This is a genomic window from Microvirga soli (assembly GCF_016734765.1).
Taxonomy (GTDB): domain Bacteria; phylum Pseudomonadota; class Alphaproteobacteria; order Rhizobiales; family Beijerinckiaceae; genus Microvirga; species Microvirga soli.
On record NZ_JAERQE010000016.1, the window covers coordinates 1 to 16,096 of the forward strand.

Genomic DNA, 16,096 nt, shown 5'->3' on the forward strand with positions numbered 1-16,096 from the left:
CGTAGAGAACGCAGAAACCCTTTGGGATCGCAAAACCGCTCAGGATTGGAGAGTTGCCCCTTGACCCATTAGAGAACGAAATCGGCACGAGGCGGAAATAAGCCGAAGGTCTCGAATGTGCCGCCATCCGGACATTCGCAGTGCCTCCTGTCTCTCTCTGCCGGTCAATGGTCGGCTACCTGTCACCATTCCCTGACGCGGGTGGATCCATCCGATAGAAATGTGTTTCGTCACCGATCAGGAGCTTGGCGAGGCCATCGATCTCCTGCACCATGCGGTCGATCTGGCGGTACTCCGGGCAGCCGATCGAAATGTCGGCCAGCGACCGCGTGAGAAGATGGCGCGTTGGACGCAAGGACTCGAGCAGCCTGTCGGCTATCTCAGGTGTCATCATGCGCCGGGATCGTCTCGAGTGACCGTGACGCATGGGCGCCATCCTCTCGGGTGACATGTCGTCAGCAAGACTGGCCGGAATTGATGCCGGTCCGGCCGCGGACGTACCCAAACGACAGGGCTGAGGCCAAGCGTCCAATCCGCTGCTCTAGGATGTCCTGTTCTACGAGAAGCGCCTTGATGGCGGCTCGTGGATCGCCATTGAAGTCCTCGATGACAGCGGTGACTTCAGCCTCCAACCGCTCGATGTCACTTATTGGCTTAGCTTGATCGGTCACGTCACCTCCCTCGAGAGCCGTGAAGGTACTGATTCCGGCCGGCAGCCGCCACCGGAAAGTTCTTGGTTTGTTCTTGGCCTGTGGAATACGGGGAAATCCAGTTCACCACAGTAATCCATGCCATTCGCATGCTGCTTGCGCTGATCCAGCAAGGACTTGTTCACTGGCGTTGAGTCCTTGGTCCTGACTTCTCCGAGAGCAGGCCGAGGCTATGATAGGCGCGTCTGGGTGATCCAGTCTCCCGCAACAGGCTCCGAAAAGGTCCATCGTCCTGAAGGTCGTTGACGCTGTCGAATCAGAGCAGTGAGCCTGATACTCGTGATCGGCCAAGGCATTCGGGTCTTACGCGAAAACCAGGACCAGACACGCCATCGTCCGGTTCGAATGTCACTCCCTTGGTCTCCAACGCCTCTTTGACCGCGCGGTGAAGACGCCTGTTCAGATCCAGACCGGCCTCCACGCGCGTCAACGACCGCAGCCCAATGCGTGCGGCATCGGCGAGTTCACGCTGGGTGAGGCCGATCGCAATGCGGGCAGCCTTGAGCAGGTCGGGCGCGGGATCCATGCGCGCCAATGAGCATGCGCCGCCAGAGAACACCAGCTTGTCAACAATTGGCGCATAATACGCCTGTTCAGGCGTTTCATAGGCCTAGTTTGGCGCATGATACGCCAATAATGCTGGATCCAATCCTTTGGGTGGGCTATCGTCAGGCGAATCACTCGTTCCTGATCCCGGGGAGACGCATGACGGTTTGGACATTCACAGGCTCCATGGACAAGGGACCGCCAACGATATCCGGCCTCGCTCGCGGCCAGCGCATGCGGTCTGGCAATTGGCCCTCTCCGTGTAGGGGCCGTTCCTCCCAGGCGTTCTCCAGCCCCGGGGACGGTCCGGCAAGTTCCTTTCGGCACGGCCTCGATCCCGGCGCACGGCGCAGGGCTCGAGGCCGCACGAACCTGGCTCCTCGTCCAGGGAGGTCCCGAGTCCTTGCCCGTCATCGTCAGCATGCCGTGCAAAAGGATTCGCACGACCATGCACATGCCGGTCTGCGGCAGGGCCCGAGGCCGGCTGCCGATGCCGGACGGAGCCGGCAGGCTTGCAGATCGCACCCGCGCACGCCTGACGGGCGCACATCCCGCGCGTGACGGATGACGATCGCTCCGAGTCCGGAGCAACCCCGTCGGATAGGAGACTTCGAATGTTCGAACTCGAGGGCAATGAATTCGCCGACGCCGATCAAATGCTGCTGACGGCCGATCGCCTGGAACGCCTCGCCGCGAACCTGAGGGCGATCCACGCAAGCGCCGGTCCAACCGAGGAGGACCTCGCCAACGCCCCGGTGATCGAGAACTGGGCCATGGAATACGTACCTGCCAAGGCTCTGTTCGGACGTGTGGCGAGCCACCTGCCGGAGAAGTATCTCGGCTTCTGTTCGACGGATCTCTGGGTCCTTGCCGAGCCGCGAGGCTGGGTGCTGACGCTGGAGCGCTGGTACCGTCTCGGGCAGCCGGAGAAGCTCCAAGAGTAAAACATAGGGTGGACGGGGGCGCCCGCTCCGCAGGGAGCCACTCGTCTCAACGCACGAACCCCGATTTATCGGCCCGACGAGTGAACCCACTGCACGGCTGTACCCCAGCAGTTCCCCACATCTTTGCCGACAGACGCCGCTTCAGACCATAGGAGGGACTTGATGTTCGTAATCCTCAAGGATCGGATCCTTGGCCGAGACAGCGTTGCCCGGCTGATCGACGGCCTCGAACACCTTTGCGCGGTTCTCCGAGCAATTCAGGATGGGCATGGACCCACTGCCCAGGAGCTGGCTGAGGCTCCCATCCTCAACAATTGGAGCATCGAGATCCAATCCACGCCATCCCTGAGAATCATGGCTGACTCGGCTGACGATCTGGTCCTTCCAAAGGACGAACCCCTCAGGGAGATGCCGGATCTTTGGATCTTCGCTGAACAGCAAGGTTGGGTGAGGGGCCTCGCAGGCTGGTACCGCCTCGGAAGTCCCGCTGAGACCTAACAGTCCGTCGTGAAAAGCAGGATTCGCCATGTCAGCAGACATGCCACCCCAAGATCCTGGCCGCAGTCCAGGTCGTGATCGAAAGCATTTCGAGCGGAGACGGAAAGCCGCCTTAGCAGGCCTTCACCTGCCGACGGAACAAGAACTCCTCGAGGGAATGCCATTCCTTGGCGACGACATCCAGCAGGACATGCAAGCCTTTGCCGAGCGGCTGATGCCTCGATTGCGCCGGAGGGCGGACCACCCCCACGTCGCCGCAGTCGTCAACGGCTTGGAGCAACTCACCGTATGCGCCGGAGCGGACGAAGTCAGGGCGCTTATGGACGTCCTTGATGACGCCAAAGCCAGTCTGCCACAGGGCGTCCGGTCCTGGCGACTGCGGTGTCGGATCTATCTCGCGCACCTTGGTGACCCTCGCGCCGTGCTCGCACTCGCGCGCGATACGGTCCTGATGGCCATTACGCTGGAGTCGTACCCTAGCGAGCGGGCAACGGCCCTCAAAATGGTCAAGGCCACACTGGGTTGGCTCTTCTTCGCAACGTCTGATCCTGAGTACGCCTATCTTGGACGTGAGATCCGGCCACCTTGCCGGGGCGAGGCGGCGACAATGGTCGACCGCTTTGGGCAATTGCTCATCGAATTCGTGGAGCACCAAGCGCTGCTTACCATGACGGATGGCGCGGCCACCGCAAGCGGACAGCTCCCGGCGAGCCAACCTGCGAAGAGCCCGGGATGCTTATCCCCAACGGGCCGCTCGGAAGTCGCCATGTCGACATCAGCGGTCATTTTCACCCACGTCGGCAACGCGAATACAGGGGAAGGGAAGAAGGTCGTGAAAGAGCTCGAGGGACTCACCGGAAACGCTCTGCCCCTGGTTCCAGTCCCTGATCTCAAGGCGGCTCGCGCAGCGTTGAGGGCGGAGTTCCCGTATGCGGCAGACGTGATCGACGAGGTCCTTCGGGACGTCGCGCTCCGATCCCATGTCCAGATCCGCCCGACTATCCTTGTCGGCACTCCTGGATGCGGCAAGTCCCGCTTCGCGACCCGCCTCCTGAAGGTTCTCAATCTGCCGCACGACATGATCCCATGCGGTGGGGTTTCCGACGGAACATTCGCGGGTACCCCACGTCGATGGTCGACCGGCGAACCGTCCCTGCCCTTTGCACTCATCACTCGCTACAAGGCCGCAGGACCGGGTGCGATCCTGGACGAGATCGAGAAGGTCGGGACCTCTCGTCACAACGGTCAGGCGCATGACGCACTTCTCGCGTTTCTGGAACGGGAGACCGCATCCCGCTTTCACGATCCATATGTCCAGGCGCCGTGCGGCCTTTCCTATGTCACATGGCTGATGACAGCCAACTCCCTGGAGGGACTGTCGGCCCCGCTCCGGGACCGCTGCCGTGTCCTTCCGTTTCCCGAACCCGGACGGGACCACCTCCCGATCCTCTCCCGCCGGATCATCTCCGACATCCTGGCCGAGCAAGGACTGGATCACCGCTGGGGCAGCCCGCTCGACGGGATCGAGATGGAAGCCGTGGCGAAGGCATGGCCGGGCGGTTCGTTGCGCAAGCTGCGAAGCGTGATCGAGGTCGTTCTGGCGAGCAGGGACGTGCGGCACTGACCTGGATCCTTGCGCATGGGGGACGGATGCATGGCTCGGTCACGGCCTCTCGGAGGAATGCGGGGTTCCCGACAGCGTGCCTGTCGGCGCGGCCCTGGGGCATTCGCCAATCCCCGGGGCCGGACGCGTGATCTGCACGTCCGGCATCCGGATCATGTCCGAGGCCTGTCGATGCGCTCGACAATGCCGTGCCGGCAGCGTCGCAGCCGACCTGATGCGGCGGCTGACGGGGAACAGGCCTTCGGTGTCGTCAGGGAGGCTCCATGAACAGCAGGATCATTTCGGACATCCGTAGGGGGCGAAGGCTCCCGAAAGTCTGGGAACTCGAAGCCGGATTCCCCTTCTACTGGGGCAGCATCCGTGCCGATATGTGCATATGGGCAGAGCGCATGTTGCGGCGGGAGCGGGAGGAGCCGGACACGGGCGGGGACGGCTCGGGGTATGTCGCCGCCCTCCATTCGTTGCGGGACGGCGCGAGGGATCCGCGCACGGCTGACCAGCACTTGCTCGAGCTCGTTCGCCAGGTGGTGGATGCCCTGCCGCCTTGGGCCCTCATCGAGCACCGCCGCTGCCAGGTGTATCTGAGCAGGCTCAGGGCACTTCTGCTCCCGACGGATGAGGAAAGCCGACGGACGCCCGGCGGGCCGGCTGACGTGAATGCCGGCACGGGCACCGATCGTCAGGCCCCGCACGTGGAAGCCGATGGCCATCTCCGACATCCGGCTGCCGTTGCGCCGCAAGCGAACGATCCTCCGGAACGCATGAGGGATATTCTCGCGGGACGTGGATGGCCCGAGGCCATCGAACTCCTGCACGGGATGCCTTTCTTCAAGGATAGCCTCCACGAGGATATGCGCCACTACGCCGGGCGCTTGCTGGGGGGCATTGAATGGGACGGATACAAACCCGATGACTGGAATGGCTGCGAAGCGTCAATCAACCATCACGCCCGGCACCTGCGGCAGGTGGCAAGCAGCCGAGCCTCGACTCAGTGGGACTTGAGTCCGATCGTCGATCGACTGATGCTCGCGTTCCCCGCGGCCTATCACGAGGGGTGGCTCCGGTGCAGCTACTACCGGGCAGCACTCGGGGTGAGGGAGGCCAAGATCGATATTGCGACCACGGCAGTCTCGCTTGCCTTGGTTTCAGCCGAGGCCGGATCGCCCCCCGAGGCAGACTGTCAACTGATCGCCACGGCGCTGGGCTGGCTAGCGGATGTGGCGGCAGGTGACCCTGCACTGGTGGGGCAACCGAGACCCATCCGCTGCGACGCGCCGGCACACACCGCACGACACCACGGGCAACTGCTCGTCGACAACATGCGTATGCGGTTGCGGAGGGGTGGCTCATGACGGTCAGAACGGCTGAAGTCCGTGCCTACAATACCCGCCAGCGCCATATCCTGGCCGGACGGACCCTCCCGTCTGCCGACGAACTGCTGCGCCTCATGCCCTTCTTTGAGGACAGCATCCGTGAGGACGTCCTTGAGTGGGCCAAGGGCGAGATCGCCTGCCTTGAGCGGCTCGACCCACCTGAGCGCCAGGCGCTCCTCCCGTTTCAGGGGCTGCTCAACGACTTGGAAGACTCCGATGTTGTCGGTGCAAAGCTGGCCCAGCGCATTGACGTGCTGATGCTCGCCCTGGCCGAAGAAGATCGTGAGGGGCGGCTCCGGTGCAGCGTCTACCGGGCTGCTCTCGGGCAGCACGAGAGCATGATCACACTCGCCTGCAATGCGGCAACAGCCCTCGCGGCATCCGCCGAGACTTCAGCGGAGCTGACACTGGCGGATTTCACGCTCGGTTGGGCGGCACTGGGCTGGCTCGCCGCGCTAGCCACCGACGACACATTCGTGCCGCTGTCGGACCATCCTCGGCCGGAGCGTCTTGAATCGTCCACCGACACTGCCCTGTGGCACGGCCGTGCGATCGTACGATTCCTGAGCGGAGAGGCGCCACCGAAGGTGCTGCGGCGGCAGAACTACCGTGACGAGGAAATCCAGCATCGCGACGCTGCCGAGCGCAAGCACTGGCTGATCGGCAAGGCCGGCGGCGCGTTGGAGGAGGATTTGGTGGCCGAATGGCTCGGCATGAGCCTTCCGGAGTTGCGGCGGTACGCGGAGGCGGGCGACCTGATCGCCGTCGACATGGACGGCCGTACGGTCTACCCGGCGTTTCAACTGAAGAATCCGACGACGATCCTGCACATGCGCAAGATCCTCTCAGTCATGCCGATCAGGGATCCCTGGATGCGGTTGGAATGGTTTCTGACCCCTGACGCTGCCCTGGACAACGAAACGCCGTGGGACGCGCTCCAAGCGGGGCGGCAGCAGGATGTTCTTGATTGTGCCAGGAGCTACGGCGCCGAGTGATGGACCTTTGCACTGTGCTGCCAAGCGCTGCGTCTCGTCGTGCTGACGATCATTTCCGCCTCAGTTCTCTGGTGGATGGTCCACCAAGAACGATCTCGGTTTTGTAAAAAATTTATTGTTTCTAGTTTGATGCCGATCACGGCCTGACAGGCGCCTGAACGGCTAAAATGTCAAAACTTTAGTTTGGCTACTCCCCAGACCTTCAGAGGGAGCAATGCCTCTATTTTGCAAAAACTTTATTGTCGCTCCATAGTCGGGCGTTGAGGCCGCCGCCCACCAGCGCCGCCATGGAGGCCGAATGGTGCGGAGCCCGGAACGGGCGGCGGCTCGACAGGGCCCCCTCGGCCAGCAGCCCTGCCACCGACTGGATCATCGAGACCTCCAGAAGCTCCCGCGGCGAGAGCGGCGGAAGGATGGAGGGCAGGCGCTGGGCCAGCATGGACTTGCCGGCGCCGGGCGGGCCGTTCATCAACGGGTTAGATCCACCGGATTGTAGTTTTATTACTTTTCGGCTTTGATCTCAGAATGAAGTGGCGTTCATCGGATCGAGTGGAACATCGAACGTTTGATTAGAGGTTCCTGAGTTCGACTCGAAGCACTCCCGAGCATCATCAATGGGGTACTAGCATCGGCCTTTTGTGCCGTTTTGCTCCACGTAGCTATGGTAGCCAAACGTTGAAGGGGTCAAGTTGTGCTTAGGTCCGAGGTCCAGTCGACCATCCCCGACCTGGCGTTCATCGGGCATGATGCAGTTCGCCCTAGCTCCTTTGAGGCTAGGACGGGATCGGGGCTCGGTGTCCCTTTGATGTAAACCAACGCTGAATTCAACGATTAGGATCTGGATACGACAGATCCTAGTGAGACCTTATATCCAGTGTATTCACCCCAGAGATGTAACGGACTATCGAGGCCGTGATCTCAAAATGAAGTGGGCACAAGTCTTCAGAGTGGGTTCCGCTAACCGTTAGCCATACTCGCTAACCGAAACAAGGAAGGGAAAAGCCTTGTAGTGGCTGAAGGAACACCCACGCGGCCTGCCGGATCATTGGATCGAAAAAGGGCACCGGCGAGCTTTCATCAAAGCACTTGGAAACGTCCCAACATCATATATCATGTACCAAGTCCGGGGGAAGTTTATGACAGCTCGTCGGCTGCTGAAGACACGCACACCTTGGTTCAGACTTGAGGTTACGGAATCGGATTGGCAGTCCGAAAGCCCAGACGATCTCGTTCGCTGGCTTGAGCAGATTCTCCTCATTCGCCGCTTCGAGGAGGCTATCCTCGACCTCGCCGGGCAGGGTCTCGTACACGGGCCGGCGCACGCGAGCATCGGTCAGGAGGCGGGCGCCGTCGGGGCGATGTCAGTACTGTGCAACGCGGATCGCATCAACGGGACGCATCGGGCGCATCATCAGGTCCTGACGAAACTGATGAACAGCGCGACCCCGTCCGGCTATCGCGCTCCTGGGGATGCATTCACGCCTCTGATGCAGGACATGGTCACCGGCCTGATGGCCGAGATCATGGGGCTAGACCCCGGCTTTTGCCGCGGCCGTGGTGGTTCCATGCACATGCGGTTCGCTGGGGCTGGTATTCCGGGCACCAGCGCGATTATCGGCGGGAACCTGCCCCACGCGGCAGGCTACGGTTTGGCTGACAAACTGCTCGGCACGGGCAACATCTCGGTCAGCTTCTTCGGCGACGGAACCCTTATGGCAGGGGCCTCCTACGAGGCCATGAACATCGCCGCTCTGTACGATCTGCCGGTTATCTTCTTTCTGGAGAACAATCTCTATGCGGTCTCCACCCATGTCAGGGAGCAGACCCGGGAGGTGTGTCTGACGACCCGCGGTCCAATGCTTGGCATTCCCGCGATCGCAGTTGACGGCATGGATCTCATTGCCGTCCGACGCGCCATGCAGGAAGCCTGCCGGATGATCCGTGAGGAGCGCGGGCCCGTCCTCATTGAGGCGCAGTGTTACCGCTTTCTTCATCAAAGCGGCCCTCGACCGGGGAGTGAGTTCGGCTACAGGAGCCGCGAGGAGGAGGCCGAGTGGAAGGCGCGCGATCCACTGACGACAACAGCCTCAGAGCTGGAGCGCTTGGGGATCCTCGATCGCCACCAAATCAATGCCTTGGACGCCAAGGTGCGGGCGGCCATCGAAACCGCCGTCACGGCGCTCACGGAAACAGAGCCCGAAACCAACCGACAGAAGGTGCCGGCACACCTCTGGCCCGACCCGTCCACCATCGACGAAGGGATCCTTGGCAACCTGTCCGAATTGAAGAGCGAGCGCTTCCGGGAGGTCGGCGACTACCATGACGATGAACTTCAGACGACGAAGCTAATCACGGCCGCTTCCGATGTGATCGCCCATGCCATGGAGCGTGACCCCCGGATCGTCATCTTGGGTGAGGACGTCCATCGCCTGCGCGGCGGCGTCAGCGGGGCCACGCGCGGAGCCTTGGAGCGATGGCCTGAACGCGTGCTTGCAATGCCGATTGCCGAGAATGGGTTCGTCGGAGTTGCCCTCGGCGCTGCGCTGTGTGGATTACGCCCGATCGTCGAAATCATGTTTGGTGATTTCTGCCTCGTGGCCGCCGATCAACTCTTCAATCAGGTTGCCAAGATCCGGCACATGTTCGGGGGCGGGTTCGGGGTTCCGCTCGTGCTTCGAGTGCGAGTCTCTCCGCATACCGGGTATGGCTCCCAGCACTCCGGCGATCCGTCGGGGTTCTTTGCACAGTTCCCTGGCTGGCGGATTGTCGCCCCGACAACGCCCTTCGACTATGTCGGGCTGATGAACTCGGCTTTGCGCTGCGATGACCCTGTCTTGGTGATCGAGCATGTGGAGCTGTTTCAGACAGAGGGGCCTGTTCCCACGCGCGACCTCGACTTCTGTGTTCCGTTCGGCAAAGCCCGAACCGTTCGATCGGGATCAGCATGCACGATCCTTGCTGCCGCGAGCATGGTGGATAAGGCGGTTCAGGCGGCCCGCGAGAGCGGCGTAGATGCTGACATCATCGATCTGCGGACCTTGGATCCGCTGGGGCTTGACTGGAACAGCGTTGAGGCGAGCATCCGTCGTACGAACCGGGTTTTGATCGCTGAACAGGGAATGCACGGCACGTCTCTCGGAGCCAAGCTCGTCCACGAGATTCAGCTCCGGGTGTTCGACTATCTGGATCACGAGATCGTTCACGTGACCGGAAGTCGTGCGGCTCCGGTCGTTTCCGCTCCGCTCAACAGGGCAGCACTCGCTGGTCCCGCCGAAATCATTGCAGGCTTGTCAAGGCTTGGCATGACTGTGTGATCCAATCAACCACGGGCTGAACTCAGGCCCATACAGAGGGGAAGACCAAGATGAAGCATCTCGACCTCCGCGGATCATCCAGCCGGTCACGGATCACGCGCTCTGATGGCACAGCCGCCCTGCTCGCTCTTGCTGCCGGCCTCATCCTTGCCGCCCCGTCTCCCAGCCATGCCCAAGGCGCGAACAAGCCGTTGGTGATTGCGCGCAATATGGATCTCAACTCGCTCGACCCGCATCGCTCATTCTGTGACACCTGCCAGATCTACAATTCCACTGTCTATGAAACGCTCCTCACCCTCGACACCAGTAACAAGCTTGTTCCCCTGCTGGCCGCCAACTGGGAGGCGAGTGCAGATCAGACCAAGTTCACGTTCAAGCTCGACCCGAAGGCCAAGTTCAGCGATGGATCTCCGGTTGAGGCCAAAGACGTAAAATGGTCATGGGAGCGGCTGAAAAATCTGAAGGGCAGCGCGGCCTTCCTGGCGGAGAACATCACCCAGATTGACACTCCGAATCCGCAAACCGTCGTCGTAACCGTGGCCGCGCCCAACTCGGAGTTCCTGAATATCGTCTCGGCTCCCTATATGGCTGTCGTAAACAGCAAGGTGGCCTCAGCCAATGGCGCAATGGCAGCCGCCGATGCCGCCACCAAAGACAATGCCGAGGGCTGGTTTCTTCAGAACTCCCCTGGCAGCGGTCCCTATGTCCTCGCATCCTACAGCCCCAACAACGAGTTGCGCTTGAAGCGCAATGCGCAGTACTGGCGGAGTGCACCGGCGATCGAGGATGTGGTCTTCCGCCAGGTCAAGGATGCTGTCGCCCAAGCCCAGATGCTTGAGAGCGGGACAGCGGACATCGCCATGCAGATCGACCCGGACACTGCCAAAACAATCCGGAGCAAGGACGTGACCGTTCAGACGGTGCCGTCCTACAACTTCATCTATCTCGCCCTTTCTCCCGGAGCCAAGGGCAACAAGGTGAAGATGACGAAGGAGGTCCGGGAAGCGATCAGCCTCGGCCTCAATCGAAAGGAGATCCTCGAATTCACGCTTGGCAAGGAGGGACAGCTCATCTCCGCTCCAATCCCGCTCGGCTTTCCGGGAGGCAGCGGCTTTCCGGAAGAACCCTACGATCCGGCCAAGGCCAAGGACCTACTCGCTAAGTCCAATGCTAGCAACATCGAGCTTGATGCCGCCTTCCCGAACCTCAATGCTTACGGCGTCGACCTCTCGCTCCTGATGCAAAAGGTTCAGCAGGAACTGAGCAAGATTAACGTGAAGGTCAATCTTCAGCCCATGACCTTCTCCAACTGGCGAGAGCAGGTGAGCGGTAACGGCATTCCGCTGACGGCCGTGTTCTACGCGCCTGACTATTATGGCTCAGCCCAGTACGTGGAGTACTTCGGGATGATGCCGGGATCTCCCTGGGCCAAGCGGGCCGGTGCGGCGAACGACCCATCGGTGATCAACCCGAGGGAGCAGGAACTGTTGAAGAAAGCGCTTGCATCCGGAGGCGAGGAGGCGGCGACGATCTATCACGAGATCGGACTTGAGATGATCAAGGACAAGGTCATTCTGCCGCTAGTGAGCCCCAACCTGATCCTTGCCTACAACAAGGGCGTGAAGGGAGTGCGCTACAGCGCCTGCTGCAACCTGCCTGTTGCAGAGATCAGCCGCTGACGTTTCATCGGGAGACGCTATAGGCGTCTCCCGCCTTCTCCATCATTGATTTCTTGGTTTGAAACCGGGCTCTGGTACTTGCATGACGAAGCTAATCAACTCCATCGACCGGTCCCTGCGGAGCCGGGCTGAACAGGTGATCCCGGGCGGCATGTGGGGGCACATGAGTACCCGTTATCTGGGAGACGCCTATCCTCAATTCTTCGCACGGGCGGAGGGGTGCCGCCTTTGGGACGTGGACGGCAATGAGTATGTCGACCTGATGTGCAGCTGGGGTCCCATCGTTCTTGGTCACCATCATCCCGCCGTCGAGGACGCGGCACGCCGGCAGCGAGAGCGTGGCGATAACATGAACGGACCAGCCGATGTTCTCGTCGAACTCGCCGAGCTAATGGTCGACACAGTCCCGCATGCTGATTGGGTCATGTTACAAAAAAACGGGACCGATGCCACGACCGCCTGCGTGACCATCGCCCGGGCCGGCACCGGAAAGCGCAAGGTGCTCGTGGCCCGCGGATCCTATCACGGAGCCGTGCCGTGGTGCACGCCGTCCTTGGCGGGAGTCACGACGGAGGACCGGGCGCACATCATCCATTTCGACTACAATGACGTCCCGAGCTTGGAAGCCGCAGTCGACCAAGCCGGCTCCGATCTCGCCGCGATCATTGTCACCGCGTTCCGGCACGATATCGGCCGGGATCAGGAGATGCCCACGGTCGAGTTTGCCCAGAGTGCCCGCCGGTTGTGTGACCTGCAGGGAGCTGCGCTGATCGTCGACGACGTCCGGGCGGGCTTTCGCATAGATCTTGGAGGAAGCTGGGAGCCTCTCGGGATTCGTCCCGACCTCAGCGCCTGGAGCAAAGCGATTGCCAATGGCCACTCTCTGGCAGCCGTCACGGGGAGTAATCGGTTCCGTGAGGCTGCAACGAAGGTCTACGTCACGGGATCGTTCTGGTATGGCGCCGTCTCCATGGCGGCTGCGGTGGCAACCATCACGACGCTGCGGGACACGCAAGCGATCGCTCACATGAGGGACATGGGCCAACGCCTGCGGTCTGGCATGGAGACCCTTGCATCGCGCTATGGGCTAGCTCTGCGTCAGACCGGACCTGTACAGATGCCAATGATCCTGTTTGAGGACGACCCGGATTTCGGTAAGGCAGCCTTGTTCTGCGCATCGGCACTGCGACACGGTGCCTACTTCCATCCCAAGCACAACATGTTCCTGTCGGCAGCGCACACCCCTGCCGATATCAATCACGTCCTGGCGGCAGCCGAGGCTGGCTTTGCCGCCGTCGCCCGCGACGAGGCGACAGCAGGCTGAGGATGCGTTGGACAGCGGACGAGCCGTACTCCTTGCCTTCAGGCCGTTCCGTCCAACCGAGGTTCGGCACCCAGGCGGCGCATTACGGCGCAGAAGGCCCAATCCAAGCTAATTATGCTGGAGGTACTCGTTCATGTCCGGCTATCTGATCCGACGCCTCATTGCGATGCCGTTTCTCATTCTTGGCATCATCACCATCACATTCTTCCTGTCGCGGGTGACGAAAGGCGACCCGCTGACGGCCATCATTTCCGAGCAGCAGATGAGCAATCCAGAGGTGGTCGCAGCGGCCAAGCAGCGATGGGGACTCGACCTGAGCCTGCCCGAACAATACCTCGTTTATATGGGCAAGCTTCTCACTGGCGACCTGGGAACGTCGTTCACGACCAAGAGGCCTGTGCTGCAGGATCTGCTCGAACGCCTTCCAGCCACTCTGGAACTGGTGATTGCTGCGATGGTGATCGGCACGGTGCTCGGGATCGCTCTCGGGGTTCTTGCCGCCTATTACAGGAACAGTTGGATCGACCACGGATCGCGGCTGTTTGCCCTTGTTGGATCATCGCTCCCTGTCTTCTGGTCGGGGCTCAGCCTGCTCTTCATCCTTTCGGTCCAACTGGGCTGGTTGCCCGGCCCGGGGCGCCTGGATGCCCGTCTGCAACCGCCACCCATGATCACGGGGATGATCTCCCTTGATACCCTGCTCGCCGGCGATCTCACCGCCTTTGTCGATGCGCTCCATCACCTCATTTTGCCAGCCTTTGTTCTTGGCTGGACGGTGACGGGGACGATCTCCAGGCTTGTGCGGGCCAACATGCTTGAGGTACTCAATCAAGAATATGTGCTGACTGCCCGCGCCAAAGGTGCGGGTGAACTGCGGGTTCTGCTTCATCATGCGTTGCGGAACACGCTCATCCCGACCCTGACCGTCATCGGCCACTCGTTCGCATACTTGATTACCGGAGCGGTGCTGACGGAAACCATCTTTGCGTGGCCGGGGATGGGATCTTACGCGGTCGAAGCTGCGCGCGCGCTCGACTATCCGGCCATCATCGGCGTGACCGTCGTTGGCGGTGTAACCTTTCTGGTCACGAACCTTCTGACAGACATCGCCTATATGTTCGCCAACCCCCGAATCCGCCTCAGTTAGGACGAAGCATGGCAGCCTCGGCAACTCTTCCCCGTCGCAAGGCTCCGGACTGGCTCACAACTCCATTGCTGGCCGGTGCGCTCGTAATCCTGTTTTGGATCGTCGTGGCAGCCACGATCAACCTGTGGGCGCCCTATGATCCCCTCGCCTTGGCAGGCCGGCGGCTTCAGCCGCCGAGCATGGCGCATTGGCTCGGCACCGACGCCTTGGGGCGGGATGTGCTCACACGAACGCTCTATGGGGTTCAGTACTCGCTACCGGTTGCATTGGGCGTCGTCATATCGGCTGTTGTGATCGGGTCCCTGCTTGGCGGGATTGCCGGCTTCGTCGGAGGCTTCATTGGCGCCGCCATCATGCGGTTGGTCGACATCACCCTTTCGTTTCCGCCGGTGCTTCTCGCCATGGCGGTCGCTGCCTCGCTCGGGCCAGGCCTGACCAACGCCGGCATCGCGATGGTTCTGGTCTGGTGGCCGGTCTATGCCCGGCTCATGCGCGGGCAGGTGCTCGAAGTTCGAGAACGCGAGCACGTGGAGGCCGCCATCGCCGGCGGCGCAGGCCGGACCCGGCTGTTGTTCACCCATATCCTGTCGCTGTGCTGGACACCTGTTCTGATCAACGCCACGATGGATTTCGGGCAGGTGGTCCTCCTTGCGGCGTCGTTGAGCTTTATCGGTCTGGGTGCAACGCCACCGACGCCGGAATGGGGCTCAATGGTGGCGGATGGTGCCATCCACTTCTATCAATGGTGGATCGCCTTCGGGCCTGGCTTCGCGATCCTGACCGTCGTCCTTGGGTTCAACTTTCTCGGGGACGGACTGCGCGACATGCTCGATCCGAGAACCCATTAACAAGGCGATGCCGGCCCCGAGGCAATCAGTTCTAAGTCGAGATCGATGATACTCAAGCACCAAGACAAGTCTCTCCTGTCGGTCCGCAATCTTACAGTGGGCTTTCACGTTGGCGGTGTCACGCTCGACGCCGTGCGCGGCATTGATCTCGATGTCGCGCGCGGCGAGGTCCTTGGCGTCGTCGGCGAATCCGGATCCGGCAAGTCGGTTGCGATGTTGGCTTGCCTTGGTCTGGTACCGCGAACGGCGCGCGTTGCAGGTTCGGTGCGGTTCCAGGGCCAGGAACTCGTCGGAATGCCGCAGTCCGACATGCGTAAGCTTCGTGGATCCCGGATCGGCATGATCTTTCAGGATCCGCTGTCCTCGCTCAACCCGGTTTTGACCATCGGGGCGCAGATCGTTGAGGCCATTAGGTTGCATCAGCCGGGGATCTCCCGCAAACAGGCTTCCGACCGGGCGGTCGAACTGCTCGACCTTGTCGCAGTCCCCGAGCCTGACCGACGGGTGACTCAGTATCCGCACGAATTTTCAGGGGGCATGCGCCAGCGTGCAATGATCGCCATGGCTGTGGCGAATGATCCTGATCTGCTGATCGCCGATGAGCCGACCACTGCCCTTGATGTCACCGTGCAAGCTCAGGTCCTCGACGTGTTGAAGAGCCTGCGCGATCGGCTCGGCCTCGGCATCGTGCTCATCACTCATGACCTTGGTGTCGTCGCCGGGAACGTGGATCGCGTTGCCGTCATCTATTCAGGACGGGTGGTTGAAGCGGCGGAGGTCGGCGCCTTGTTCCGCGATCCACGGCATCCCTATACGCGAGGGCTTCTCTCCTCGATTCCAAAGCTCGACGAGAAACGCGAGCGGCTGTTCTCAATTGAAGGTACGCCGCCACCCCTCGGACGCCGGCCGCCCGGTTGCGCTTACCATCCCCGCTGTACCTATGCGCGCGGTGTCTGCGCGACGGACGATCCGGCACTCCGGGTGGCTGGCGAAAGCCTTTCAGCCTGTCACTTCGCGGATTGTCTTGAGGAGATCCCCGTTCATCAAGCGCTTGCCGGGGCCGAGATTGCAGAGGTGAGGCAATGAGCCGGGAG

At 61.5% G+C, this 16,096-nt stretch carries 14 protein-coding genes and 1 pseudogene; 11 read left to right on the top strand and 4 right to left on the bottom strand.

The annotated features are described in order from the left end of the window. Window positions 1–175: 175 nt before the first annotated feature. The 3 genes from JKL45_RS14930 to JKL45_RS30810 form a co-directional block, all read right to left on the bottom strand. Window positions 176–394: a hypothetical protein gene (locus JKL45_RS14930; RefSeq protein WP_201862191.1), complete on the bottom strand. Its 219-nt coding sequence runs from the start codon at window positions 392–394 to the stop codon at window positions 176–178. 61 nt (window positions 395–455) lie between these two features. After that, complete coding sequence (locus JKL45_RS14935; protein WP_201862193.1) at window positions 456–671, bottom strand: hypothetical protein; 216 nt, start codon at window positions 669–671, stop codon at window positions 456–458. 295 nt (window positions 672–966) lie between these two features. Beyond that, window positions 967–1,236: a helix-turn-helix domain-containing protein gene (locus JKL45_RS30810; RefSeq protein WP_376771036.1), complete on the bottom strand. Its 270-nt coding sequence runs from the start codon at window positions 1,234–1,236 to the stop codon at window positions 967–969. Between the two features lie 634 nt (window positions 1,237–1,870). Between JKL45_RS30810 and JKL45_RS14945 the strand changes: the two genes are divergently transcribed. From JKL45_RS14945 to JKL45_RS14965, 5 genes are all read left to right on the top strand, one after another. Beyond that, complete coding sequence (locus tag JKL45_RS14945; RefSeq protein WP_201862197.1) at window positions 1,871–2,200, top strand: DUF6634 family protein; 330 nt, start codon at window positions 1,871–1,873, stop codon at window positions 2,198–2,200. A 162-nt stretch (window positions 2,201–2,362) separates the two neighbouring features. Continuing rightward, complete coding sequence (locus JKL45_RS14950; protein WP_201862199.1) at window positions 2,363–2,698, top strand: hypothetical protein; 336 nt, start codon at window positions 2,363–2,365, stop codon at window positions 2,696–2,698. 157 nt (window positions 2,699–2,855) lie between these two features. Further along, the gene (locus JKL45_RS14955) at window positions 2,856–4,322 is read left to right on the top strand and encodes an AAA family ATPase (RefSeq protein ID WP_201862207.1); all 1,467 of its coding nucleotides are present in this window, start codon (window positions 2,856–2,858) and stop codon (window positions 4,320–4,322) included. A gap of 263 nt (window positions 4,323–4,585) precedes the next feature. Beyond that, a complete protein-coding gene (locus JKL45_RS14960; protein WP_201862210.1) occupies window positions 4,586–5,674 on the top strand; it encodes a hypothetical protein in 1,089 nt (362 codons plus the stop codon). Further along, window positions 5,671–6,690, top strand: a complete 1,020-nt coding sequence (locus JKL45_RS14965) for a hypothetical protein (protein ID WP_201862212.1) — start codon at window positions 5,671–5,673, stop codon at window positions 6,688–6,690. Before JKL45_RS14960 ends, JKL45_RS14965 begins: the two co-directional genes overlap by 4 nt. 253 nt (window positions 6,691–6,943) lie before the next feature. Here the strand turns inward: JKL45_RS14965 and JKL45_RS14970 are convergent. Then, window positions 6,944–7,180 (bottom strand): annotated as a pseudogene (locus JKL45_RS14970) (ATP-binding protein); the annotation flags it as partial. Window positions 7,181–7,826: 646 nt separating this feature from the next. Here JKL45_RS14970 and JKL45_RS14975 point away from each other — a divergent pair. From JKL45_RS14975 to JKL45_RS15000, 6 genes are all read left to right on the top strand, one after another. Continuing rightward, window positions 7,827–10,004, top strand: coding sequence for a dehydrogenase E1 component subunit alpha/beta (locus tag JKL45_RS14975; protein WP_201862214.1), 2,178 nt, complete (start codon window positions 7,827–7,829; stop codon window positions 10,002–10,004). 50 nt (window positions 10,005–10,054) lie between these two features. Then, on the top strand, window positions 10,055–11,683 hold the full coding sequence (locus tag JKL45_RS14980; RefSeq protein WP_201862215.1) for an ABC transporter substrate-binding protein: 1,629 nt from the start codon (window positions 10,055–10,057) through the stop codon (window positions 11,681–11,683). A gap of 82 nt (window positions 11,684–11,765) precedes the next feature. After that, window positions 11,766–13,007 carry an aminotransferase class III-fold pyridoxal phosphate-dependent enzyme gene (locus tag JKL45_RS14985; RefSeq protein ID WP_201862216.1) on the top strand — a complete coding sequence of 414 codons (1,242 nt, stop codon included), beginning with the start codon at window positions 11,766–11,768 and terminating at the stop codon, window positions 13,005–13,007. Between the two features lie 133 nt (window positions 13,008–13,140). Beyond that, complete coding sequence (locus JKL45_RS14990) at window positions 13,141–14,154, top strand: ABC transporter permease (protein ID WP_201862217.1); 1,014 nt, start codon at window positions 13,141–13,143, stop codon at window positions 14,152–14,154. An 8-nt stretch (window positions 14,155–14,162) separates the two neighbouring features. Then, window positions 14,163–15,002, top strand: a complete 840-nt coding sequence (locus JKL45_RS14995) for an ABC transporter permease (protein ID WP_201862218.1) — start codon at window positions 14,163–14,165, stop codon at window positions 15,000–15,002. Between the two features lie 45 nt (window positions 15,003–15,047). Then, complete coding sequence (locus tag JKL45_RS15000) at window positions 15,048–16,088, top strand: ABC transporter ATP-binding protein (protein ID WP_201862220.1); 1,041 nt, start codon at window positions 15,048–15,050, stop codon at window positions 16,086–16,088. The last annotated feature ends 8 nt before the right edge of the window (window positions 16,089–16,096 follow it).